The organism is Acinetobacter sp. YH16044 (assembly GCF_013417145.1).
Classification (GTDB): domain Bacteria; phylum Pseudomonadota; class Gammaproteobacteria; order Pseudomonadales; family Moraxellaceae; genus Acinetobacter; species Acinetobacter amyesii.
Window position 1 is genome coordinate 66,922 of sequence record NZ_VPEK01000010.1, and the last position, 23,470, is coordinate 90,391.

22 protein-coding genes and 3 tRNA genes are annotated in these 23,470 nt (G+C 42.1%); 15 read left to right on the forward strand and 10 right to left on the reverse strand.

The annotated features are described in order from the left end of the window. Nucleotides 1-13: 13 nt before the first annotated feature. The 5 genes from FTV38_RS08300 to FTV38_RS08320 form a co-directional block, all read right to left on the reverse strand. On the reverse strand, nt 14-607 hold the full coding sequence (locus FTV38_RS08300) for a LysE family translocator (RefSeq protein WP_168378830.1): 594 nt from the start codon (nt 605-607) through the stop codon (nt 14-16). A 307-nt stretch (nt 608-914) separates the two neighbouring features. Beyond that, the gene (locus FTV38_RS08305; RefSeq protein ID WP_078191516.1) at nt 915-1,319 is read right to left on the reverse strand and encodes a hypothetical protein; all 405 of its coding nucleotides are present in this window, start codon (nt 1,317-1,319) and stop codon (nt 915-917) included. Between the two features lie 13 nt (nt 1,320-1,332). Beyond that, nucleotides 1,333-2,169 carry a ParA family protein gene (locus tag FTV38_RS08310; RefSeq protein ID WP_180003554.1) on the reverse strand — a complete coding sequence of 279 codons (837 nt, stop codon included), beginning with the start codon at nt 2,167-2,169 and terminating at the stop codon, nt 1,333-1,335. Between the two features lie 63 nt (nt 2,170-2,232). Next, entirely contained in the window at nt 2,233-2,625 is a 393-nt protein-coding gene (locus FTV38_RS08315) for a SirB2 family protein (RefSeq protein WP_180022192.1), read from the reverse strand. Nucleotides 2,626-2,633: 8 nt separating this feature from the next. After that, nucleotides 2,634-2,945 carry a BolA family transcriptional regulator gene (locus FTV38_RS08320; RefSeq protein WP_078191519.1) on the reverse strand — a complete coding sequence of 104 codons (312 nt, stop codon included), beginning with the start codon at nt 2,943-2,945 and terminating at the stop codon, nt 2,634-2,636. Nucleotides 2,946-3,187: 242 nt separating this feature from the next. Between FTV38_RS08320 and FTV38_RS08325 the strand changes: the two genes are divergently transcribed. The 3 genes from FTV38_RS08325 to FTV38_RS08335 all read left to right on the forward strand — a co-directional run bounded on the left by FTV38_RS08325 (nt 3,188) and on the right by FTV38_RS08335 (nt 3,505). After that, nucleotides 3,188-3,260 (forward strand) — tRNA-Gly (locus FTV38_RS08325). A gap of 47 nt (nt 3,261-3,307) precedes the next feature. Continuing rightward, nucleotides 3,308-3,383: transfer RNA gene (locus tag FTV38_RS08330), tRNA-Gly, on the forward strand. A gap of 46 nt (nt 3,384-3,429) precedes the next feature. Then, nucleotides 3,430-3,505, forward strand: a tRNA-Gly gene (locus FTV38_RS08335). A gap of 138 nt (nt 3,506-3,643) precedes the next feature. Here the strand turns inward: FTV38_RS08335 and FTV38_RS08340 are convergent. Continuing rightward, nucleotides 3,644-5,344 carry an NAD-dependent malic enzyme gene (locus FTV38_RS08340; protein WP_180022193.1) on the reverse strand — a complete coding sequence of 567 codons (1,701 nt, stop codon included), beginning with the start codon at nt 5,342-5,344 and terminating at the stop codon, nt 3,644-3,646. 399 nt (nt 5,345-5,743) lie between these two features. Here FTV38_RS08340 and FTV38_RS08345 point away from each other — a divergent pair, with 399 nt between their 5' ends. Continuing rightward, nucleotides 5,744-6,955 (forward strand): iron-containing alcohol dehydrogenase, encoded by a 1,212-nt coding sequence (locus FTV38_RS08345; RefSeq protein ID WP_180022194.1) that lies wholly within the window; start codon nt 5,744-5,746, stop codon nt 6,953-6,955. A gap of 245 nt (nt 6,956-7,200) precedes the next feature. Next, nucleotides 7,201-8,163: an alpha/beta hydrolase gene (locus FTV38_RS08350; RefSeq protein ID WP_180022195.1), complete on the forward strand. Its 963-nt coding sequence runs from the start codon at nt 7,201-7,203 to the stop codon at nt 8,161-8,163. A gap of 21 nt (nt 8,164-8,184) precedes the next feature. Here the strand turns inward: FTV38_RS08350 and FTV38_RS08355 are convergent, their stop codons facing one another. Continuing rightward, nucleotides 8,185-9,366 (reverse strand): transcriptional regulator, encoded by a 1,182-nt coding sequence (locus FTV38_RS08355; protein ID WP_180022196.1) that lies wholly within the window; start codon nt 9,364-9,366, stop codon nt 8,185-8,187. A 221-nt stretch (nt 9,367-9,587) separates the two neighbouring features. On the opposite strand from FTV38_RS08355, the gene FTV38_RS08360 reads away from it, so the two are divergent. Next, nucleotides 9,588-11,099, forward strand: a complete 1,512-nt coding sequence (locus FTV38_RS08360) for an aldehyde dehydrogenase family protein (RefSeq protein WP_078194071.1) — start codon at nt 9,588-9,590, stop codon at nt 11,097-11,099. Between the two features lie 158 nt (nt 11,100-11,257). After that, nucleotides 11,258-11,833, forward strand: coding sequence for a hypothetical protein (locus tag FTV38_RS08365; protein WP_180022197.1), 576 nt, complete (start codon nt 11,258-11,260; stop codon nt 11,831-11,833). A 191-nt stretch (nt 11,834-12,024) separates the two neighbouring features. On the opposite strand, the gene FTV38_RS08370 is transcribed toward FTV38_RS08365, so the two are convergent. Together FTV38_RS08370 and FTV38_RS08375 are read right to left on the reverse strand one after the other, a co-directional pair. Further along, nucleotides 12,025-12,630: a 2-hydroxychromene-2-carboxylate isomerase gene (locus FTV38_RS08370; RefSeq protein WP_180022198.1), complete on the reverse strand. Its 606-nt coding sequence runs from the start codon at nt 12,628-12,630 to the stop codon at nt 12,025-12,027. Between the two features lie 314 nt (nt 12,631-12,944). Further along, entirely contained in the window at nt 12,945-13,694 is a 750-nt protein-coding gene (locus FTV38_RS08375) for an SDR family oxidoreductase (protein WP_180022199.1), read from the reverse strand. 130 nt (nt 13,695-13,824) lie between these two features. On the opposite strand from FTV38_RS08375, the gene FTV38_RS08380 reads away from it, so the two are divergent. The 8 genes from FTV38_RS08380 (at nt 13,825) to glmS (ending at nt 21,443) form a co-directional block, all read left to right on the forward strand. Beyond that, on the forward strand, nt 13,825-14,397 hold the full coding sequence (locus FTV38_RS08380; RefSeq protein ID WP_180022200.1) for a TetR/AcrR family transcriptional regulator: 573 nt from the start codon (nt 13,825-13,827) through the stop codon (nt 14,395-14,397). Nucleotides 14,398-14,711: 314 nt separating this feature from the next. Then, nucleotides 14,712-15,833: a bifunctional 3,4-dihydroxy-2-butanone-4-phosphate synthase/GTP cyclohydrolase II gene (gene ribBA, locus FTV38_RS08385; RefSeq protein WP_111885508.1), complete on the forward strand. Its 1,122-nt coding sequence runs from the start codon at nt 14,712-14,714 to the stop codon at nt 15,831-15,833. A gap of 11 nt (nt 15,834-15,844) precedes the next feature. Then, on the forward strand, nt 15,845-16,315 hold the full coding sequence (ribE, locus tag FTV38_RS08390) for a 6,7-dimethyl-8-ribityllumazine synthase (protein ID WP_067765591.1): 471 nt from the start codon (nt 15,845-15,847) through the stop codon (nt 16,313-16,315). Nucleotides 16,316-16,319: 4 nt separating this feature from the next. Further along, complete coding sequence (nusB, locus tag FTV38_RS08395) at nt 16,320-16,769, forward strand: transcription antitermination factor NusB (RefSeq protein ID WP_180022201.1); 450 nt, start codon at nt 16,320-16,322, stop codon at nt 16,767-16,769. A 20-nt stretch (nt 16,770-16,789) separates the two neighbouring features. Then, a complete protein-coding gene (gene thiL / locus FTV38_RS08400; protein ID WP_180022202.1) occupies nt 16,790-17,707 on the forward strand; it encodes a thiamine-phosphate kinase in 918 nt (305 codons plus the stop codon). 22 nt (nt 17,708-17,729) lie between these two features. After that, nucleotides 17,730-18,206, forward strand: coding sequence for a phosphatidylglycerophosphatase A (locus FTV38_RS08405; RefSeq protein ID WP_180003656.1), 477 nt, complete (start codon nt 17,730-17,732; stop codon nt 18,204-18,206). A 21-nt stretch (nt 18,207-18,227) separates the two neighbouring features. Beyond that, the gene (gene glmU / locus FTV38_RS08410) at nt 18,228-19,592 is read left to right on the forward strand and encodes a bifunctional UDP-N-acetylglucosamine diphosphorylase/glucosamine-1-phosphate N-acetyltransferase GlmU (RefSeq protein WP_180022203.1); all 1,365 of its coding nucleotides are present in this window, start codon (nt 18,228-18,230) and stop codon (nt 19,590-19,592) included. A 12-nt stretch (nt 19,593-19,604) separates the two neighbouring features. Next, complete coding sequence (glmS, locus tag FTV38_RS08415) at nt 19,605-21,443, forward strand: glutamine--fructose-6-phosphate transaminase (isomerizing) (protein WP_180022204.1); 1,839 nt, start codon at nt 19,605-19,607, stop codon at nt 21,441-21,443. Nucleotides 21,444-21,502: 59 nt separating this feature from the next. Here the strand turns inward: glmS and FTV38_RS08420 are convergent, their stop codons facing one another. Beyond that, nucleotides 21,503-23,377, reverse strand: coding sequence for a nucleoside-diphosphate sugar epimerase/dehydratase (locus tag FTV38_RS08420; RefSeq protein ID WP_180022205.1), 1,875 nt, complete (start codon nt 23,375-23,377; stop codon nt 21,503-21,505). Nucleotides 23,378-23,470: the final 93 nt, after the last annotated feature.

Below are 23,470 nucleotides of genomic sequence, written 5' to 3' on the forward strand. Positions count from 1 at the left end.
GTGGTGAACACCTTTAAGCAAAAAAGCGTAAAACCACGGGAAACATACATAAAATCAGCATCAGGGCCGATCCTTTATACAGAAGATCGGCCTTAATTTTTTGGGTCTTACCGGCCAAAATCGTCCGTCCAAATGACATCCAAAACAATGCAACTGGTAGCAAAACCACGCTAAATACAGCGAAAACCAAAATAAAATTTAATGGGCTAGCCCAAGTTTCAATTGGGAAAATACCTGCAGCAAAAAGCAACGCTTTAGGATTTTTTAACGAGGAAATAAATAATTCACGTGGTTGAATTGAAGGATGTTTTTGATTGTACTGATGTAAATGCGTCGATTTCCACAAATGAAAAGCCAACCATAAAACATAGGCAATACTGAGAAAATGTAGCAAGTGAATTAAATTCGGCCACACTGGAGCGCTTAAATGAATAATCAACGCCCACAAATTAATGGCATAGAAATAGCCCAATAATTCTGCAGGAATCAGCATGCACGTCTTTGCAATGCCTTGTTGATGTGCAGAGCTTGCCATTAGTGCATTGCTAGGTCCCGGCGTCATCATCACCGCAATCATTGCCAATACAAAAAGCCAACTCTCAATCATAAATACCCAGACAATGTTTCAAAGCGCACACCTTAGCCGAAATGAATTTAAAAAAACAAGTACGCGCTAGGTCAGTTTTATCCTTGTACAAGTCAATGCACTCACGCTGAATGTTCAAGACCAGAAGGAAGTATTGAAATACACCAATAATATTTAATTTAATTTTTTCATAGATTTAAATATTTTATTGGCTCTAAACAGTGCAGTTTATTTGGCTCAAAAAAAATGCCAGTAGACGCCTCACCTACTGACAAATTTTATTACACTTTTCTCATAGCACAGGCCTAAGCCTCAGCTCATGATCCGCTTATGATTTTGCTGCGGTAGCCGAATTTGCGCGAACGATAATCGGACAACCTTTAAATTTTGCTGCCTGTACAATCGCTTCTTGCTCACCTAGAACGCGTGAAAGTTCGGTACGTTTGGTATTTGAAGATTGTCCCATATTGACCGAAATACTCGGACCAATGCCCCAACCTCCACGGCTGCCCCAGCCACCACCAAGGCCTACACCCACACCAACGCCTGTACGCTTCGGTGTTTCTACACCATTTTGAATATAGTCGTGGATTCGGTTGTATTCGCTTTGCAATTGTTGGCAACTCAAAGACTGATACTGTGTAGGTGAAACATAGCTTGGTTTTGGCGTACTTGCACATGCACCCAATACAACAGCAGTGAAAGCAACTAGACCACATTTAAGTGCATTCATACTTTTCTCGATACTACTTTTGCTCAATTTCATTGAACAATGATTGATAGGCTTGCGTCAATTTATGATCTGCAGCCAAATGGATTAAAGGTTGATTTTTATGATGAGATTCTTTCATCAGCACCGAAGGCGGTAACATGCTGTCCAATACAGGAAGTCCTTCATCTTTGAGTTGTTGTACAACTTCGCGCGGCAACTTCGCCTGTGCCTGAAATTGATTGACCACAATGCCTTCAATTTCTAAATGATCATTATGATCATCCTGCGTTTCTAACACATTTTCGATCAGGGTCTGTAAGGCACGTTTTGAAAACACATCGCAGTCAAATGGAATCAGCACGCGATCTGCCGCAATCAACGCAGATAAGGTAAAAAAGTTAAAGGCCGGCGGTGTATCAATAAACACTCGATCATATTGACCGCTCATCTGCTGCAAAGCATCGCGGAGTTTGTAAATTTTATGCTTAGATTCTAAGGCATGTGCCAACGCGCCTAAATTTGGACTGGCAGGAATCACATCTAAGCGTGGATAAGGTGATGCATGCACATAGCTTTCCAAACCTTTGGCACGACCTTTCAAAATCGAACCGATGGCATTTCCCAACAAACCTTTACTTTGTTGTGTCCCCAAGACTTCTTCAAAATAATTTTCAATATTGGGTTCAAGTGCAGGCTTATCTGCCGAATACGTCGCATCATCCCCCAACAAATATTGACTTGAATTGGCTTGAGGGTCGAGGTCAATCACCAAAGTTTTTAAACCTTGGTGCGCGCTTATCGCCGCTAAATTGACCGTAATACTCGATTTCCCCACACCACCTTTTTGGTTAAATACCACACGCGTACGCATTCAAAACCCTCTAATCTTTGTTTTTCTACTCAAGCCTTGAAATCGGCCATGTGGATAAGCCATTTATCCAAAAACTGGTTTGATTATAACCAATGTAATGATGAAAATAAGTGCAATAGCTGCAATAAATAAGCCCGCACGGCGCTGAACCAATAAAATACTGTCATCTTTTTTATACGCTTTAGATAAAGAAGACAGCAGCACCAAAAACAGCACAACTTTGGCATAGAACCATGGCTGCACATCAAAGTTCTTCATAAACAATAAGATAATTCCAGTCACGGCAATTAATGTCATTGAGCCATGTTGCAAAGCAACAAAAAACTTCCGCCCTGCCGGATTGGGTAAATTGCCCTGCGTCCCTTTAAACAGCGTAAAAGCACGAATGAAAATGGCAGCACAGCCTAGACCCACGCCACACATATGAATGATTTTAATGATTAATTGCGTTTCCATGGCTCACCTTAAGATGACTTAGGTGCATGCGCACATTCAGGGCTAGTGGTGTCTTGACCTTTCCATTCTTCGGGTAAAAAAGCATGAATGGCCAAGGCATGAATTTGCCCCGGACTAAGTAAATCACCTGCTGCGGCATAGACTTTTTGATGACGTTGCACCAAACGTAAGCCTGCAAAAGCCTCACTCACAATCACCGCTTTAAAATGCGACTCTTTACCTGGGAAATAACCACCATGACCTGCGGACTCATTCACCACTTCAAGATGTGTAGGCGCTAATGTCTGTAGACGCTCAATTAATTGCTGTTCTAAACTCAAAACGGCTCTCCCAAATTCAAAAAAGGTTCAACTGGTCTTAGTATAGCCTGTATTTGTTCAAGTTCTTGTGTCGCAAAGTTGCTGAAAACCATCTGAATTGCATGATTTCACCAAAATGGAAGCCTTCGACCTGCAAAAATCTTCCAATTTTCAAACAAATTGTTTTTATTTTATGCAAACGATGCACAGTTTTTCATAAAGTTATTGACCTGAAAAATCCTTAATGTATTATACGTGGCTATGCGGGAATAGCTCAGTTGGTAGAGCATAACCTTGCCAAGGTTGGGGTCGGGAGTTCGAGTCTCCTTTCCCGCTCAAAATTTTTTCATTCGGTTTTTTATTTAAAAAATTGGATAGACTCCGCGGGAATAGCTCAGTTGGTAGAGCATAACCTTGCCAAGGTTGGGGTCGGGAGTTCGAGTCTCCTTTCCCGCTCCAAATTTTTTTCGATTCAGTTTTTTAGTAAAAAAACAGGATAGACTCCGCGGGAATAGCTCAGTTGGTAGAGCATAACCTTGCCAAGGTTGGGGTCGGGAGTTCGAGTCTCCTTTCCCGCTCCAAATTCAAAAAGCCCTCATCGAAAGATGGGGGCTTTTTTATCTATCGCTTACACCAATCAAAATCAATCTATATTTATTCAGTATGTGGAACATGGTTTGAGTCAGGTTCCACAAATATGAATAAAAATTAAAATTGCGTTAATAGGTCACACGGACATAATCACGATATTCAGGTTTCCAGAAATTCGCTTCAATCGCATGTTCTAGTACTTCAACGCTGACATTTGGCGCAACACCATCAGCAATCGCAGCCAACGCGACTTTCAATGCAATTTTCTTCGAAATATCCTGTAAATAATCCAAACTTGGCAATAAATCCGCATTTGGATCTGCCAATTTTGGTGAACAGTCTGCCAACGCCGTACTAGATGCCATCAGCATATTTTCCGTCACACGTTTCGCCCCAGATGCAATCACACCGAGACCAATCCCCGGGAAAATATAGGAATTATTACACTGTGAAATCTGATGAATCTTGCCATGATAATTCACTGGTGCAAATGGACTGCCAGTCGCAATCAGGGCCTTACCTTTGGTCCACTCGATAATATCTGCAGGCACCGCTTCGACACGCGATGTTGGATTAGACAGTGGCAACACAATAGGCTGTTCACAATTCGCAGCCATCGTTTCAATGACCCCTTGGCTAAACAGTCCCGGTTGTCCCGAAACGCCAATCAATACAGTCGGTTTAGCATGTGTAACTACATCCAATAGCGAAATGACTGAATCTGCATTTGCCCAATGAGCAACGTTATCCGGTGCTTGCGCAAGTTTGCGTTGGAAATCTAAAAGATTCGGCTGATTTTCAGTAATTAAACCAAAGCGATCGACCATAAACACCCGCGCACGCGCTTGAGCATCGGTTAAACCTTCCGCCACCATTTGCTTGATGATCTGTTCTGCAATCCCGCAACCTGCTGAACCTGCACCTAAGAATGTGACGATTTGATCTTTGAGCTGTTTGCCTGCTGCACGTGATGCCGCAATTAAACTTCCGACAGACACCGCTGCTGTTCCTTGAATATCATCATTAAAGCAGCAAATTTTATCGCGATATTTTTCCAATAAAGGCATCGCATTTTTTTGTGCAAAGTCTTCAAATTGAATCAGCGCTTTTGGCCAACGTTGTTGAATGGCTTTAATCACGTCATCGACAAATTGATAATATTCTTCACCGCTGATACGAGGCTGACTCCATCCCATATAAATCGGGTCATTCAACAGCTGTTGGTTATTGGTTCCGACATCTAAAGTAATCGGCAATGTATAAGCTGGACTGATCCCACCACATGCGGTGTACAGCGACAACTTACCAATTGGAATCCCCATCCCGCCAATGCCTTGGTCACCAAGACCAAGAATACGTTCACCGTCCGTAATAACGATCACTTTCACGTTCTTTTTATTCACGTTATGAATAATTTGGTCGATATGATCACGATCAGGATATGAAATAAAAATCCCACGATGACGACGGTAAATATCTGAAAAGCGCTGACAAGCTTCACCCACTGTTGGTGTATAGATGATCGGCATCATCTCACTAAGGTGGTTTTCAATTAAGTGATAGAACAATGTTTCATTGGTGTCTTGAATATTGCGTAGGTAAATATGCTTATTGATATCACTATTAAATGCACAATATTGCTGATAAGAACGCTGACTTTGCTCTTCAATGCTTTCTGTGACATGTGGAATTAAACCGTGCAAATTAAAGCTCTTACGTTCATCTTCATTAAACGCAGAACCCTTATTTAAAAGTGGGAGTTCTAAAAGTGTATTTCCGGCATAAGGAATATATAAAGGTCGTTTCGTTTTCAAATTTTCACTGGGCATTATTTAACTCGTTTAATTAATCTTTTGTTTCGCACTGCAAAAAGCGAAATGCACAAAAGTGACTATCTCGTTATTTGTTATAGCCTATCCTGATTCGAGCGCTTTGGGGCATTTAGTAAATTGATACTACTTTAAGCAAGATTTTATAATCTGATAACTCGATCATACATCTAGTCACAACAACGCCTATTTTGGCTTAAATGTATACGACTTTTAGCGAATCTTAGAAAATAACAAAAATAATTAATGATTAAATTTCAATTGATTAAATAAATTCAAAACAAAGCCTTAATTTTGGTAGGTCTTTGGTAGGTGTGAATTTAAAACATCCCTCGCAATACTCAGTTTAGGTGAGTATCACCCATAACAACTCAAAATGATGGTAGAAGGAATCGCACCATGGCTTTTAAAAATATTGCAGATCAAACAAACGGTTTTTACATCCCTTGTGTTTCACTTTTTGGTCCCGGCTGCGCTAAAGAAATTGGCGCAAAGGCGCAAAATCTTGGCGCAAAGAAAGCGCTTATCGTGACCGATGCCGGTCTTTACAAATTTGGTGTAGCAGATACGATTGCCGCATATTTAACTGAAGCTGGCGTAGAAAGTCACATCTTTCCGGGCGCAGAACCCAACCCAACTGACACCAACGTGCATAGCGGTGTAGATGCCTACAATGACAATGGCTGTGATTTTATTGTCTCTCTCGGTGGCGGCTCTTCTCATGACTGTGCCAAAGGCATTGGCTTAGTCACTGCCGGTGGTGGTCATATTCGTGACTATGAAGGCATCGATAAAAGTACAGTTCCAATGACTCCACTCATTGCGATTAATACCACCGCAGGTACGGCATCAGAAATGACCCGTTTCTGTATTATTACCAATACCGACACCCACGTTAAAATGGCCATTGTCGATTGGCGTTGTACCCCACTTATCGCTATTGATGACCCGAAACTGATGATTGCGAAACCTGCGGCGCTCACTGCAGCAACCGGTATGGATGCATTAACACATGCGGTCGAAGCTTATGTTTCTACAGCAGCCAATCCTATTACCGATGCTTGTGCTGAAAAAGCCATTGCAATGATCAGTGAATGGCTCAGCCCTGCCGTCGCCAATGGCGAAAACCTAGAAGCACGTGATGCGATGAGCTATGCACAGTACTTAGCAGGGATGGCATTTAACAATGCATCTTTAGGTTATGTCCACGCGATGGCTCACCAACTTGGCGGCTTCTACAACTTGCCACATGGCGTATGTAATGCCGTGCTGCTACCACACGTTTGCGAATTTAACCTGATCGCCTGCCCTGACCGATATGCACGTATCGCGCAGCTCATGGGTGTGCCAACCGACGGTTTAACGGTGACTGAAGCGGCTTATGCAGCGATTGCAGCAATCCGTGAACTCTCTGCTTCGATTGGCATTCCATCGAGCCTTTCTGAACTCGGTGTGAAAGAACAAGACCTCAGCATCATGTCTGAAAATGCGCAAAAAGATGCCTGCATGCTGACCAACCCACGTAAAGCGACTCATGCTCAAGTGGTTGATATTTTCAAGGCAGCGCTTAAAGCCAATGCTTCTGTCGTCGACTTCAAAGCAGCAGTTTAAGTTAAGTCCAAAAGGTCTTCATGTTTAAGTGACCTAAGTGCCTACATTACCCTTTGAGTTTAGTGATGTAGGCTCAACTGAATCCATTTCACGTTTTATTTCAGGGAAGCGACTCTAGATTGGTCGTTTTCATACTGAGGTCACTCTTTTTTAGTTCGCATAACAGCATCGATTATTCATTTGACAAAAGCTTATGGCTCATCAAGGATAAAGCATAATGTCCAATAATATTGATGAGTATAATAATGAGCCATTCACATATTCAGTATCAGCCTGACATTTTGGGCGCAGGCTATGAACAAGCCACGCTGACCTTCCCGGATGATTATGAAGGTCCAGTGGTTGCCACACTGGTTCGCAAAAAAGCCACGGCTCCTACCTCCAAAGCGGTGCTCTATATCCATGGTTTTATCGATTATTTTTTCCAAACCGAAATGGCGGAACGCTTCAATCAGCACGGTTTCGACTTTTATGCCTTAGATTTAAGAAAATATGGTCGCTCAATCCGCCCGCATCAAAAATACTATAATGTGCATGCACTGTCTGAATACGATGCCGAAATAGATCAAGCCCTAAAGATCATTGCTGATGAAGGTCATGATGCCTTGCTGCTCTGTGGTCATTCTACTGGTGGCTTAACCACCACTTTGTATGCAGCCCATCATCCAAATCATCCTTTAATTCAAGCCCTTTGGGTTAATAGCCCATTTTATGATTTCAACATGAATCCGGTGAAACGCGCACTGGGTATTCCACAGCTGAGTAAATTGGCAAAAACCTTTCCCAATTTAAAATTCCCAAGTGAACTGAATAAATGGTACACCGCCAGCTTACACCATGAACTCAAGGGTGAATGGGACTTCAATTTAGACTGGAAAAAGACCCGCTATCCAATGGTGTATTTAAGTTTTGTACGGACAATTTATGAAGCTCAAAAGGAAATTCATCAAGGTGTGACGATTGATGTACCGGTATTAGTGATGCACTCGCATCAAACTAAAAATCCCAAAAAATGGGGTAAAGCAGCGCAGACCAGTGATGTGATTTTGGGTGTAAAAGATATCCAAAAATATGCCAAGAAAATTCAAGGCGATGTCACCATTCAAAGCATTCACAATGGCTTGCATGATTTAGTACTTTCGGAAAAAACCGCGCGAGAACAAGTCTATACCCAGCTCTTTCAATGGCTGGCCAATAAAGGCCTTTAATAGCCTGAATCACATTGCAAATTAATGTTTTAGTTTCAACAAAGTCTGATGTACGGGATGTGATCTCGGCATCAGCTCAATCAGGCGTTCAACCGCATCGATAGCTTCAGGGAAACGCGCGACATGTTTGAGTAGAACATCCGTTTCTTTGGCATTAAAAATCGCTTGGCTCAATCGTGACTCAAGACAATCACGCCATGCCCCTAAAAATGGGCTTTCAGTTTTAGCCAAGAAAACCCCTGAACACAGTTTTAAGGCCGAATCGAGATAACCTGCATCTAAAGCTTGCTCAGCTTGCAAAAAATCGGCTTCGACTTGTGCCAATAACCGATAGGGACGTGAGCCTAACATGCCGCCCAAAATATCGCGTAGCTGCGACATTTCCGCTTTTAAAGTCCCAACACTCACCTTTCGTTCACCATATAAGGCTTGATGCAAAGTATCTAAGGTCATGCCTTGCGGACATAGCGCCAAGATGGTCAAAATTTCTATTTGCCGCGGGGTCAGCACCATCACTTTGCCATTAAATAACACTTTCGGCACAGCAAAGGCCCGAATATACAAATGCTGTTTTTGAAAATCGAGTAAAGCCGATTGAATAATCGAAGCGCAGCGTTCAGCCGCAAGTAGCCCTAAACTATTGTGGTTTTTCCACACGGTGGATAAATCAACCACGCCCAAAATTTGCTGCGTATGTGGATCGATAATTGGTGCTGCATAGCAGACCCATTCATGTACTGATGGCATGTAATGTTCATTTGAAAACACACAACTCGACTGTTGGGTTTTTAAAGACAACGCTAATGCATTGGTGCCGACCAATTCTTCGCGCCATTGCCCACCTGCAATAAAATGCACACTTTCCGCAGCACTTTGCATTTGCCGACTCGACGCACTCCAAATAATCGTGCTACCCACATCACCCACAGCAAGTACCATCGATGACTGTTCGGCAATGTGTTTTAAATCTTCGGCACAATGTTGCAACGCGTGATGCAATGCCGACTGCTGTTGACTCTGAGGACTTAAATTCACCAAAGGCGCAGCACTCCGGTTTTCCGGAATTTCCGCCTGCGCCGATCGCTGCCAAGAGCTTGCAATGCTCTCATTCAATTGCGAAGTTTGCTGCTTTGACAGACTCATGCCCTGCCTTAACCGTTCGACATTCTGTCGTTTTTCAGATAAATCCTTCTGTATCATCATTCATTATTCTCACAACAATTCATGACTAAAAATCCGTTTCCCGGCTTTTGTTTTTAAGACTGAAAAAAAATATTGTAAACCTTCTTGTCTCCAACCTTTTTCCAACCTTATACAGGCTATGCTAATCAAATAATGTACAAAAGTACCTTATACCAAAGCTGTAGATTGCCACAGATGGGCAGCCCAACAAGATCATAATAAACAAGCAAAGGAAAATTCATATGCGTTATGTCGATCCTAATCAACCCGGTTCAAAAGTTCAGTTTAAAGCTCAGTATGAAAACCTGATTGGTGGCCAATGGGTCGCGCCAGTGAAAGGTGAATACTTTGAAAATATCTCCCCTGTAGACGGTAAAGTTTTTACCAAAGTGCCACGTTCTTCTGCTGAAGATATCGAATTGGCTTTGGATGCAGCGCATAAAGCCAAAGCCCAATGGAACGCCTCTTCCCCAACCACACGCTCAAATATTTTATTAAAAATTGCCGATCGACTTGAAGAAAACCTAGAGCTCCTTGCAGTTGCAGAAACATGGGACAACGGTAAACCGATTCGTGAAACCTTAGCCGCTGATATTCCACTTTGTATCGATCACTTCCGTTATTTTGCCGGCTGTATCCGTGCCCAAGAAGGCGGCATTTCTGAAATTGATGAAAATACTATTGCTTACCATTTCCATGAACCACTTGGTGTGGTCGGTCAAATTATTCCGTGGAATTTCCCAATCTTGATGGCGGCTTGGAAACTTGCTCCAGCATTGGCTGCGGGAAACTGCATCGTGTTGAAACCTGCGGAGCAAACGCCTGTCAGCATCTTGGTCTTGGCTGAACTCATTCAAGATCTACTCCCACCGGGCGTGCTGAATATTGTGAATGGTTATGGTGTTGAAGTCGGTCGTCCATTGGCGACCAATCCACGCATCTCAAAAATCGCCTTCACCGGTTCAACCGCTGTCGGTCAAATGATCATGCAATATGCGACTGAAAATATCATTCCTGTGACTTTAGAACTTGGTGGAAAATCACCAAATATCTTCTTTGAAGACATCATGGACAAAGATGATGAGTTCTTAGATAAAACACTCGAAGGTTTTGCCATGTTTGCGCTCAACCAAGGTGAAATTTGTACATGTCCTTCACGTGCATTGGTACAAGAAAGCATTGCAGATCGATTCTTGGAAATGGCGGTTGAGCGTGTCAAACGTATTAAGACGGGTCATCCACTCGATACCGATACCATGATTGGTGCACAGGCATCGCAAGAGCAGCAAGACAAAATTTTAGGCTGTATCGCGACAGGTAAAAATGAAGGTGCACAGCTCATTACTGGTGGTGACCCACGAAATGAAGTCGGTACAGGTTTCTATATTGAGCCAACGATTTTTAAAGGCACCAATGACATGAAGATTTTCCAAGAAGAAATCTTCGGCCCTGTGCTTTCAGTAGCAACCTTTAAAGACTTTGATGATGCCATTAAAATTGCCAATGACACGATTTATGGTCTAGGTGCAGGGGTTTGGTCGCGTTCAGCGCATACTTCATATCGTGCGGGTCGTGCTATTCAGGCGGGCCGTGTATGGACCAACTGTTATCATATCTACCCTGCACACGCAGCATTCGGTGGCTACAAAAAATCAGGGATCGGCCGGGAAAACCACAAAATGATGCTTGATCATTATCAACAAACCAAAAACTTGTTGGTGAGCTATGACACCAAACCAATGGGCTTCTTCTAAGCAGCGTTGAACAATACATGAGATAAAAAGCGAACTTCGGTTCGCTTTTTTGTTAGAAGCCTCTTCAATGAATTCATTAAAATTTCTTTTAAAAAGCTGCAAATTTTCTTATGCTTGCTAAACAAATAACTTTATTAATTAAAAATATTTAAATAGCTATGAAATATTGTGTCTCCTGTGGAGAAAAAGCATTAGTACAACATCACTTTTGTAGTGCCTGTGGTCATTCATTTGGTGATCAAGTGTCAGACAAACCTAAGCAAGCACGTTATCCCGCATTTGTGCCCAACCAAGATGATATTTCGACCTATGAACATCATCTCAAATACTTAAACAAATTAAGCTCTTTCCAAAGCAAAGTATTCTATCTTTTCTTCTTTGGTGCTTTCGCGGTCATGTTTTTTACTTTCACAAGTGTATTTTCAGGTTGGGCGTCTGTTTCCAAAGCATTTGAATCTATATGGCTATTTCCTTTTTGTATCATCAGTTGTATTGCCATAAAATTTACAAGTTTGGACTATTGGCTTGCTAAACAAATTTATGGTCGAAATTATCGTTATAAAGACAATGGATTAAGACTCGTTTACCAAGAGCTACCAAGCGCTAAAAATCATAAAGATGAATTTATCTGTATTTTTTGCGGCAATAAACGATTCTTTCGTAAAGGTATTTATGCAAGCGATTCATGCACCGTAAATTGCACCAAATGTCAGCATTATTTATATACGGAATAAAGCTTAAGTTTTTTAAGTTAGTACCCCAAAAATAAGACTCAATACAAATGAAAGCTGAGTAAAAGTAGATGTAAGTAAGACAATCAGCCATGATCCATTCTATAATTTTACTTACATCTACAATAACTTCTGCATTCCCGTCCTAAAACTGGTGCTCATATTCAGTAGCATTCACTCAAGTATTCGTCCAATTAGGCTGATCGTGATGAAGCCTGTAAAGCCGCCTCAACAAAATGTAAATGATCAACACCCCAATATAACTCATCATCGACAAACCAACTTGGCGCCCCAAACACACCTCGTGCAATGGCTTCTTCGGTAATAACTTTAAGCTCAGACTTTACTTTTTCATCTTCAAGCCATGATTTAACCTGCGCTACCTCCAATCCAAGCTCTTGCATCAATTGAATTAATTTATTGAGATCATTTAAATTGCGTGGCTGACCAAACATCGCGTTAAAAATACCCGTCAGTACATTGAGAAATACTTCAGGCTGAAATAATTGGACTGCGGTAATCAAACGCATCAACTGCAAAGTATTGATTGGAAAATACGGATTCATTTGCACGGGAATCTGCCATAGATCTGACCAGCGCTTAAGATCCCGCATGGAATAGCGTGCCTTGGCAGGCACAGCCATCGGACTACTGTTGCCAGTAGCTTTAAACACTCCACCAAGAAGCATCGGCTTCCAGATCAGCTCGGCTTGATACTGCTGTGCAATCTGTTGAATGCGATGAAAACCGATATAACTATATGGGCTGCCGACATCAAAATAAAATTCAATGACTTTCATGTTTTTCGTCCTTTTTTTGCTTATTTTCCTAACTGATGTTACGCACGTAAAAGTAACATCGTATTTTTTAAATGATTTTTAAGCCGATTTGACGGAGTCTTACATCCAGGGTTTAAATAAAGGGATTAGCCTTCGGCTGGAGGTACTTTTGTTTCGGCAAAAGTACCCAAAACCATTGTCATCCGCAAAACTCGTTCACTAGCGTCTAATTATTCAAAGTATCGCAAAAACATTTTTGAATAGATGTAGTCCTGTCTCAAACACTTGCGGATGACCTTACCGCGTATCGTTCTTTCATTTGAATCAAATTACGCTTACCAGCGTTCCATCCACGGTCGCAGATCTAATTCATGCGTCCATGCATCTCGTGGTTGCTGTGAGAGATGCCAATAATTTTCTGCAATATGTACGGGATTTAAAATACCATCTTGCGCTTTTTTTGCGTACAAATCGGGAAAAGTCTCTTTAATAAAGTCGGTATCAATCGCCCCATCAACCACCACATGCGCCACATGAATATTTCTAGGCCCAAGTTCACGCGCCATGCTTTGTGCCAAGGCACGAAGCGCATGTTTTGCGCCAGCAAAAGCGGCAAAGCCTGCGGCACCACGAACCCCAGCCGTCGCACCCGTAAAAATAATTGTGCCAGATTCACGGCTCACCATGCGTTTTGCCACTTCCCGACCCGTTAAAAATGCCGAGAAACATGCCATTTCCCAAATCTTGAAATATTTACGTGCGGTTTCTTCCAAAATACTACATGGCACATTGGCACCAATATTAAAGACCATGACCTCAATCGGGCCAATGTTTGATTCAATGTGCTCGATGAGTTCAATCACTTGCTCTTCTTTTCGAGCATCCGAACCAAAGCCAAAAGCAGTCCCTCCCTGCGCTTGAATTTCAACAATTAAGGGCTGTAATTTGTCGACATTACGCCGCGTCATACACGCAGTATAGCCACCACGAGCAAAGCGTTTGGCAATTTCACCGCCGGTGGCATCTCCTGCACCAATGATCAATGCCACACCTTTGACAGGCTTAGATATATGATTATTTTCCATGACGATCTCCTCGTGCTGGATAGTTTTTATATTCCATGTGCGATCAATTTTATTGAATAACGATCGTTACTATAACGAATACTATGTTATGGTTAATTTATCGTCAATATTATTTTCAAGGGGGTTGCAGATGCGTTACAAACCCGAATACAAACAACAAAAACGACAAGAACTACTCAACATTACGGGACAAATTGCGAAAAAAAATGGCTTTGCTGCAACAGGTGTTGACGGCTTAATGAAAGCTGCAGGTGTAACTAGTGGCGCATTCTATTCACATTTTTCGTCAAAACAGGATTTACTCAAAGCATTGGTTGAATATGAATTGCAGCAAAGCTTTAACATGTGGCAAAGCAACCCGCATCACAATGCAGCCGACTGGATTAATTTTGAGTTAGACCGTTACTTAACCCCTTCCCACCTTGAACATCCTGAACAAGGCTGTGTTTTGCCGACACTTGCGACCGAAGTAGCTCGTGCAGATGACACGATTAAACAGGCCTATGAAAAGGAATTACTGCGCGGTCATGCTTTATTTAGCGCACATTTGGCGAGTGAAGAAAAAGCTTGGGCCATGATGTCCCAATTGGTCGGTGCGGTTTTAATTGCACGGGCAATGCATGATCCCGAATTACAAAAAAGCATTTTGCAGGCCAATAAAATGATCATTCAAGATTATTTAGCTGCTCACTCAGCTGCATAAGTGACAATTATTTTATGTGATCCTTCATGTAGTTATGCGATTAAACGCTTCCGACAAACTGTCAGCTTCCTTTGGCTTAATTATTCAATATCCGTATAAGGTTGCCAATTTTTATGCTTTTCAATCGCTTAAAGATTGGGCATAAATGGCACAATTCAAATAAAGTCCTCTTTTCAAGGTTCTGACGACTGTGTATAACAATGAGCCATTAAAGGAAAATGATAAGCATAGGCAAAGAACGCAAAAAAACGTTAGACTATGCAACAATCAATGCAAGTAAATGTCATTCGAGACAAACAAAAAGGTGAAGATTGATGCCGCTTAATACTGTTGAAGAGCTCGTAGCTGATATTCGTGCAGGAAAAATGGTCATCCTGATGGATGATGAAGATCGTGAAAATGAAGGCGACCTTGTTATCGCTGCGACCCACGTACGCCCTGAAGATATCAACTTCATGATTACGCATGCGCGTGGTCTTGTGTGCTTAACGCTCAGCAAAGAGCGTTGCCAACAGTTAAATTTACCACTCATGGTTGATGCCAATGGTGCACAGCACGGTACAAACTTCACATTGTCGATTGAAGCAGCAAATGGCATTTCAACAGGCATCTCACCTGCTGAACGTGCGCACACCATTCAAACAGCGGTGGCTGCACATGCTAAACCGGCTGATATCGTACAGCCAGGCCATATTTTCCCGCTGATGGCACAGCCTGGTGGTGTCCTTCACCGTGCCGGTCATACTGAAGCAGGCTGTGATTTATCGCGTTTAGCCGGCCTAGAACCCGCATCTGTGATTTGTGAAATCATCAATGAAGACGGCACTATGGCGCGTCGCCCAGACCTTGAAGTGTTTGCTGAAAAGCATGGCTTAAAAATGGGGACCATTGCAGATCTGATTCACTACCGCATGACCAATGAACAAACTGTTGAGCGCATTGATCAACAAACCTTAGATACAGAATACGGTACATTTGAATTGTTCCGTTACCGTGAAATTGGTAATCCAGACATTCATTTAGCCCTTGTGAAAGGCGAACCAAAACAAGGTGTAACCACTGTACGCGTACACGGTTTCAATCCAGTTCGCGACTTACTAAAACTGAATAAACAAGATGGCGCTCCGGCGTGGAATCTCGATAAAGCACTGAAAGAAATCGCATCCAGCGATCGTGGTGTTTTAGTATGGATTGGTCAGCGTCATTTACAGGACTTAGGCCCTGCTTTAGAAAATTTAACTGCACCGAAAAATGTTAAATCCAATGCGGCACTGTCTCAGCAGTATCAAACCATTGGTGTCGGTGCACAAATTTTACGTGATTTAGGCGTGGAAAAAATGAAGCTACTCAGCTCTCCACTACGCTTTAATGCACTATCAGGTTTTAACTTAGAAGTGGTGGAATACATCACCGCAAATCAAACATCAGAGAAATAATCGAGGTTGCTATGGCAGTTCGCCGTATTGAAGGTATGTTACATCTCGCGAACGAAGACCGTTATGCGATTTTAGTTGGTCGTTTTAATAGCTTTGTTGTTGAACATTTGCTAGAAGGTGCCGTTGATACATTGAAACGTCATGGCGTATCAGAGGATAATATCACTGTTGTTCATGCACCGGGTGCTTGGGAACTTCCTGTGGTTGCAAAGAAACTTGCAGCTTCAGATCGTTTCGATGCCATCATCGCGCTTGGCGCAGTGATTCGTGGTAGCACGCCTCACTTCGATTTTGTTGCTGGCGAATGTGCCAAAGGTTTAGGCGTTGTTGGCCTAGACACTGGCTTACCAGTAATTAATGGTGTATTGACTACGGATAGTATTGAACAAGCGATTGAACGCTCAGGTACAAAAGCAGGCAATAAAGGTAGTGAAGCTGCCTTGACTGCTATTGAAATGGTTAACTTGTTAAAGGCTATTTAACGCTATGTCGCAAACACTTCAAGCAACTTATGCAGCAAAACGTAAAGCACGTCGCTTTGCTGTACAAGGAATTTATGAATGGCAAATGAGCCGTAATCCTGTCCATGAGATTGAAGCACGTACACGTGTGGATAATGCCATGCACAAGGTCGACCTCGGCTATTACCACGAGTTATTGACCGAGGTTGTTGCCAATCATGAAGCATTGGATGCGCTTTTAATCCCTGTACTCGATCGTGACGTAGACGCTTTAGATGGTGTTGAACTTGCAACACTTCGTCTTGGTGCATATGAACTCAAAGAACATCTTGAGATTCCATATCGCGTCGTGTTAGATGAAGCGATCGAGTTAGCTAAACATTTTGGCGGTGCAGACAGCCACAAATACATCAATGGTGTATTGGATCGTTTAGCGACTACATTGCGTGCAGCAGAAAAACAACAAGCTAATTAATTTTTTAAGTAGTACGTTGTATGGCTGAGTTCTCGATCATTGATACCTATTTTAATCGACAGAATATCAATTCTGTCGATTTAGGGGTCGGTGATGACTCAGCCTTGCTCACCCCTCCTCCACAGCAACAATTGGTCATCTGTGCCGATACACTGGTTGCTGGGCGTCACTTCCCCCTCGACACAAACCCACATGCCATCGGCTGGAAATCTGTTGCCGTCAATCTCTCTGATATTGCCGCAATGGGTGCCAAACCACACAGTATTTTATTGGCCTTGAGCTTACCCCAAATTGATCATGACTGGCTCAAAGGCTTTAGTCAGGGTTTATATGATTGTTGCGATCAATTTGGTGTGAGTTTAATTGGTGGTGATACCACTCAAAGTCCACATTTAACGATTTCAGTCACAGCCCTCGGCTGGGTAGAATCAGGACAGGCTGTCCCACGTTCAGGCGCCAAAATTGGTGATTATATCTGCGTCAGCGGACAAGTCGGTGATGCTGCATTTGGCTTAAAACATTTGGGCCACCAATTACAAAAGCGCTTGGACTATCCAATGCCACGTTGCTTACTGGGCCAACAGCTAAAAGGCTTAGCCAACAGTATGATTGATGTCTCTGATGGGCTCGCACAAGATTTAGGACATATCCTCGCTGCTTCACACGTCGGTGCAGAAATTGAATTAGATCAACTTCCTATCGATCACGATGTAAAACAATTACAACAAGAAAAGCAGTGGCAATACGCCCTCGCGGGTGGAGATGACTATGAGTTATGCTTTACAATAAGTCCGCAGAATTATAAAAAGCTTCTGCAACTAGAATTAGATGTAAACATTAGTAAAATCGGTCAAATCACCCCAAATTTGGGAATCCGTTATAACAATCACGGTGTTGACCAAGTCATAAAATTTAAGGGATACCAGCATTTTGCATAAGCCAGCCATTAACTTTAAATCCATGTCTTGGTTTAACCGAGTCATCGCCTTTTGTGGCGTGGGATTTGGCTCGGGTCTTGCACCCAAAGCACCGGGTACCTTTGGCTCTGCTTTTGCTTTGTTGTTTATTCCAGGTTGGCTTGCAATCGGCTTTTTCAACTCCATTATAGTCATGATCCTCATGTCGATTATTGGGATCTATATTTGTGGTCAAACCGCCAAAGTCATGGGTGTCCATGACGATGGCCGCATCGTATGGGATGAATTTGCCGGTCAGTCCATTACCTTCCTCCCGATTTTATATCTTGGGCAAATGAGCTGGACTTGGGCATTGATTGGTTTTGCTTTATTCCGTTTATTTGATGTCTGGAAACCGTGGCCAATTCGTGTCATTGACCGTCAAGTCGGTGGTGGCTTTGGCATCATGTTCGACGACATCATTGCAGGTCTTTGGGCCGCGCTTTGCATCTGTATTTATTTTTATATTTTGTCTATGTAATAGAAACACCTAGGATTAAACATGTCTACTAGCGTTATTATTCTTGCTGCAGGTAAAGGGACACGTATGCGTTCTCGTTTACCCAAAGTATTACAACCACTCGCAGGACAACCCCTACTTGGCCATGTCATCAACACGGCGAAAAAACTAAATGCAGAAGAAATAATTACCATTTATGGGCATGGCGGTGAATTGGTTCAAAACGCGTTTGCACATGAAAATGTCAAATGGGTTGAACAAGCAGAACAATTGGGTACAGGCCATGCAGTCAAAGTGACTCTGCCTGTCCTAGCAAAAACCGGTATTTCTTTGATTCTCTCGGGTGATGTACCTTGCATCACTGAAGCAACATTACAAAAACTACTCAATGCATCTACTCAAACAGGTATTGGCTTAGTAACCCTAACGGTTAATGATGCGACAGGTTATGGTCGTATTGTACGTGAAAATGGCAAAATTCAAGCCATTGTTGAACACAAAGATGCCTCTGAAGAACAACGTAAAATCAAAGAATTTAATACCGGTATTTATGCCGTAAGTAATGCAAAATTGCACGAATGGTTGCCAAAATTAAGCAACAACAATGCGCAAGGTGAATATTACCTGACCGATATCGTTGCTATGGCAATTGCTGACGGTCTCGAAGTGGCATCTGTTGAGCCAGAACGCGCTTTCGAAGTGGAAGGTGTCAATGACCGTGTACAGTTAGCTGCACTTGAACGTGAATTTCAAGTATTCCAAGCTAAACAACTGATGCAACAAGGCGTTCACCTGATTGATCCTGCACGTTTCGACTTACGTGGTACATTGACTGTTGGTCAAGATGTCCGTATCGATATCAACGTGATTATTGAAGGTGATGTTGAACTCGGTGACAATGTCGAAATCGGCGCTGGTTGTGTAATAAAAAACACGCAAATTGCCGCTGGCACCAAAGTTCAACCGTATAGTGTATTTGACAGTGCTATTGTGGGTGAAAATACGCAAATTGGCCCATTCTCACGTTTACGCCCAGGTGCCAAACTTGCCAATGAAGTACATATCGGCAATTTTGTTGAAATAAAAAATTCAAGCATTGGCTTAGGCTCTAAAGCCAATCACTTCACCTACTTAGGTGATGCTGAAGTGGGTGCTGGATCAAATATTGGTGCGGGAACCATTACCTGTAACTATGATGGCGCCAATAAATTTAAAACCATCATTGGTGACAATGCCTTTATTGGCTCAAACAGCTCATTGGTTGCCCCTGTACACATTGCCAATGGTGCAACTGTCGGGGCTGGATCAACCATTACTCGTGACGTAGCAGAAAACAGCCTTGCGGTAGAACGTTCTAAGCAATTTGCCAAAGAAAACTATCAACGTCCACAAAAATTGAAGAAATAAGAGGATTAAATTATGTGCGGTATTGTCGGTGGCGTTGCAGAACGTAGTATTACCAATATTTTAATTGAAGGCTTAAAGCGTCTTGAATATCGTGGCTATGACTCTGCAGGTTTAGCGCTGATTAATAAAGGCCACGTTCTACGTGAACGTCGCGTAGGTAAAGTTGCAAATCTTGAACAAGCCGTTGAAGAAGCAGATATCGCAGGTTCGGTCGGTATTGCACATACGCGCTGGGCAACCCATGGTAAACCGACTGAAAATAATGCCCATCCGCATATTTCAGGTAATGTTGCTGTTGTTCATAACGGCATTATTGAAAACTATCAAGAACTTAAAGATGATCTTGAAGCGCTTGGTTATGTTTTTACCTCACAAACAGATACAGAAGTTGTTGCACATTTAGTCAATGACGCTTTAAAAAGCACCCCGAGTCTTTTAGAAGCGGTTAAAAGTGTGGTGCCTCAACTCAAAGGTGCTTATGCACTGGGTATCGTACATACCGACCATCCTGATGAATTAATCACGGTGCGTGAAGGTTCACCTCTCGTGATTGGTGTCGGTATTGGCGAGAACTTTATTAGCTCGGATCAATTGGCACTTTTACCAATTACCAACCGTTTTATCTACCTTGAAGAAGGTGATATTGCACGTTTAACTCGTAATACTATTGAAGTATTCGTCGATGGTAAATTAGTGAATCGTCCAATCAAAGAGCTTGATGCGACTGTCAGCAATGCTTCAAAAGGTGAATATAAACACTATATGCTCAAAGAAATTTATGAGCAGCCTGAAGCGATTAAGCAAACGATTTCACAAGCATTAAATGGTAATGCGCTTCGTGATGATTTCCTTGCCAATGCAGCTCAAGATTTCAGCCAAATTCAACAAGTGCAAATCATCGCTTGTGGTACCAGCTACCATGCCGGCATGATTGCCAAATATTGGTTTGAACAACTGATTGACGTGCCTTGCCAAGTCGAAATTGCCAGTGAATTCCGTTATCGCTCGCCTGTGATTGTGAATAACACCCTGTATGTGTGTATTTCTCAATCAGGTGAGACGGCTGATACTTTAGCTGCACTGCGTGATACGCAAAAACGTGCAGCAGCGAAAAGCTTGAATATCACCACCATGACCATTTGCAACGTGGCAACCTCGTCGATGGTACGTGAAACCAACTACAGTTTGTTGACACTCGCAGGCCCTGAAATTGGTGTTGCTTCGACTAAAGCCTTTACCACACAGCTTGCGGCATTGATGCTATTGGTATTGAAAATTGGTCAAATTAAGCAAAGCATTTCAACTGACCGTGTTTCTGAAATTATTGCAGCGCTTTGGCATACACCAAAAGTGATTTTAGATACTTTACAAAATAATGCTGAGATTCTACGTCTATCAGAATTATTTGTTGAAAAAAATCACTGCCTATTCTTGGGTCGTGGAACTGAGTTCCCTATCGCCCTTGAAGGTGCTTTGAAACTTAAAGAGATTTCATATATCCACGCAGAAGGCTATGCGGCTGGTGAGTTAAAACATGGACCATTGGCACTGGTTGATAATGATATGCCTGTAGTGATTCTTGCTCCACAAGATGACATGTTGGATAAACTCAAATCGAATATGGAAGAAGTGCAAGCGCGTGGTGGTGAGTTGTTTGTTTTTGCAGATGAAAATAGCGGGATCAAAGCGAAAGATCGTCAACACGTGGTTTATGTGCCAAGTGTGAATGAAATCTTGGCACCGATTGTGTATAGCATTCCAGTACAACTGCTCTCATACCATGTTGCAGTGCTGCGTGGAACAGATGTCGATCAGCCACGTAACTTAGCGAAGTCTGTGACGGTGGAATAATACCCCGATGTAAAAAAGGAGCCTCATGGCTCCTTTTTTATGTTCATAAAATAAAAATATTAATTTACCTGAATTTCTTTGCCACGTTGATAACCATCAACATAATGCTCAAGCTGAGTAAGTGCCCATTGAATATCATCGTCTACTGCAGTTAACTGATTTAAACGTTCAAATACAACAAGTAACTCATCTAAAGGATACTGCTTTTCAAATGAACGTAAAATTCGGCTGTGTTCAGTAATTTCGGTATCTTCTTGATCGATCAATAGCTCTTCATAGAGTTTTTCACCCGGACGTAAACCTGAATATTCAATTGCAATATCACCGTTCATACTGCCCTCTTCACGCACTTTTAAACCACTTAAAGCAATCATTTGGCGTGCTAGATCTTGAATACGCACAGGCTCACCCATGTCTAATAAAAATACATCACCGCCCGTACCCAAAGCACCCGCTTGAATCACTAACTGTGATGCTTCAGGAATAGTCATAAAGTAACGCGTCACATCTGGATGCGTCACAGTAATTGGGCCACCTTTGGCAATTTGCTGCTTAAATAATGGCACGACCGAACCTGATGAACCGAGTACATTACCAAAACGCACAATACTAATTTGCGTTTTTTGTTGTGCCGCTGCCATAGCCTGACAATAGAGCTCTGCCATACGTTTGGATGCACCCATCACATTGGTTGGACGCACAGCTTTATCGGTGGAAATGAGTACAAAAGTTTCTACGCCTTTTTTAACCGCAGCATTTACGCTAAATGCCGTACCTACTGAGTTATTTTGTAAACCTGCAATAGGGTTACATTCCACTAAAGGTACATGTTTATAGGCCGCTGCATGATAAACCGTCTGAACGGCATACTGCTCAATAATACGTTCTAATTTGGCTTGATCAAGCACAGAGCCTAAAACCGGAATAATCTCAATTTGGGTATTTAAACCTAATTCTTTGTCGATACTATATAGCGCAAATTCAGTTAATTCATAGATAATTAACTGTTTAGGCTGGTTTTTAATAATTTGACGACACAGTTCTGAACCGATAGAACCACCCGCGCCTGTGACCATCACCACTTTATTTTTAATATTCTTAGTCAGCAAATGCTGTACTGGTGGCACAGGATCACGACCAAGTAAATCAATAATATCCACTTCTTGAATATCAGAGATACGAATTTCACCATCTACCAATTTGGTTAAACCTGGAATTTCGGTAATTTTGATATGTGCTGGTTCTAAAAATTTTACAATTTCACTTTTACGCACCCGACTAACCGAAGGCAGTGCAATTAAAATTTCATCAATATTTTGTTTTTCAAACTGTGCTAAAGCATCTTTAGGCGCATAAACACGTAAACCACCAATCATTTGACGTGCTAAAGACGGTTTATCATCTAAGAAAAATACGGCCGTATGCTCATCAGAACGCTGTAGAGTTGCGGCAACTTGCTGACCTGCATAGCCTGCACCGTAAATAGCCACACGTTTACGCAAGGTATTGCTATGCGTATAAGCGCGCACCAAAAAGCGAATGACACCCCGGCTCAACCAAATCCAAGCAAACATCATAAAACCAAACATCAATGGAATTGAAGTTGGAATAAAAGCATGGCTTAGGTAAGCTAAAACAAATAAGCTAATCACTGCTAAACCCGTAGCCAAGGCTAAACGGGTAATAAATGCTTCGTTAAAGCTCCGTACAATAAAACGATAAATACCACAGATAGCCAAAGCAGACACTGCAAGTCCACTTACCCAAACTGAACCAAAAGCAAGGTTAGGTACGACTTCTGCCCCTAAGTTAAACGCTCTTAATGCATAACATAGCCAAATTAATACTGGAAAAATAGCTAAATCTAATAAAATTAAAAATAATTGTTTTGCTAAGCGTGGCGATTCTACCAAACGAATAATGATGGACTTCACAGAATTTTTCTACTCAATGCGGTGCATAAAAATTATAAGTCTTGCAACTTATGGATATAGCAAAATTTTAAATTAGGTCAGGTCTTACCTGAC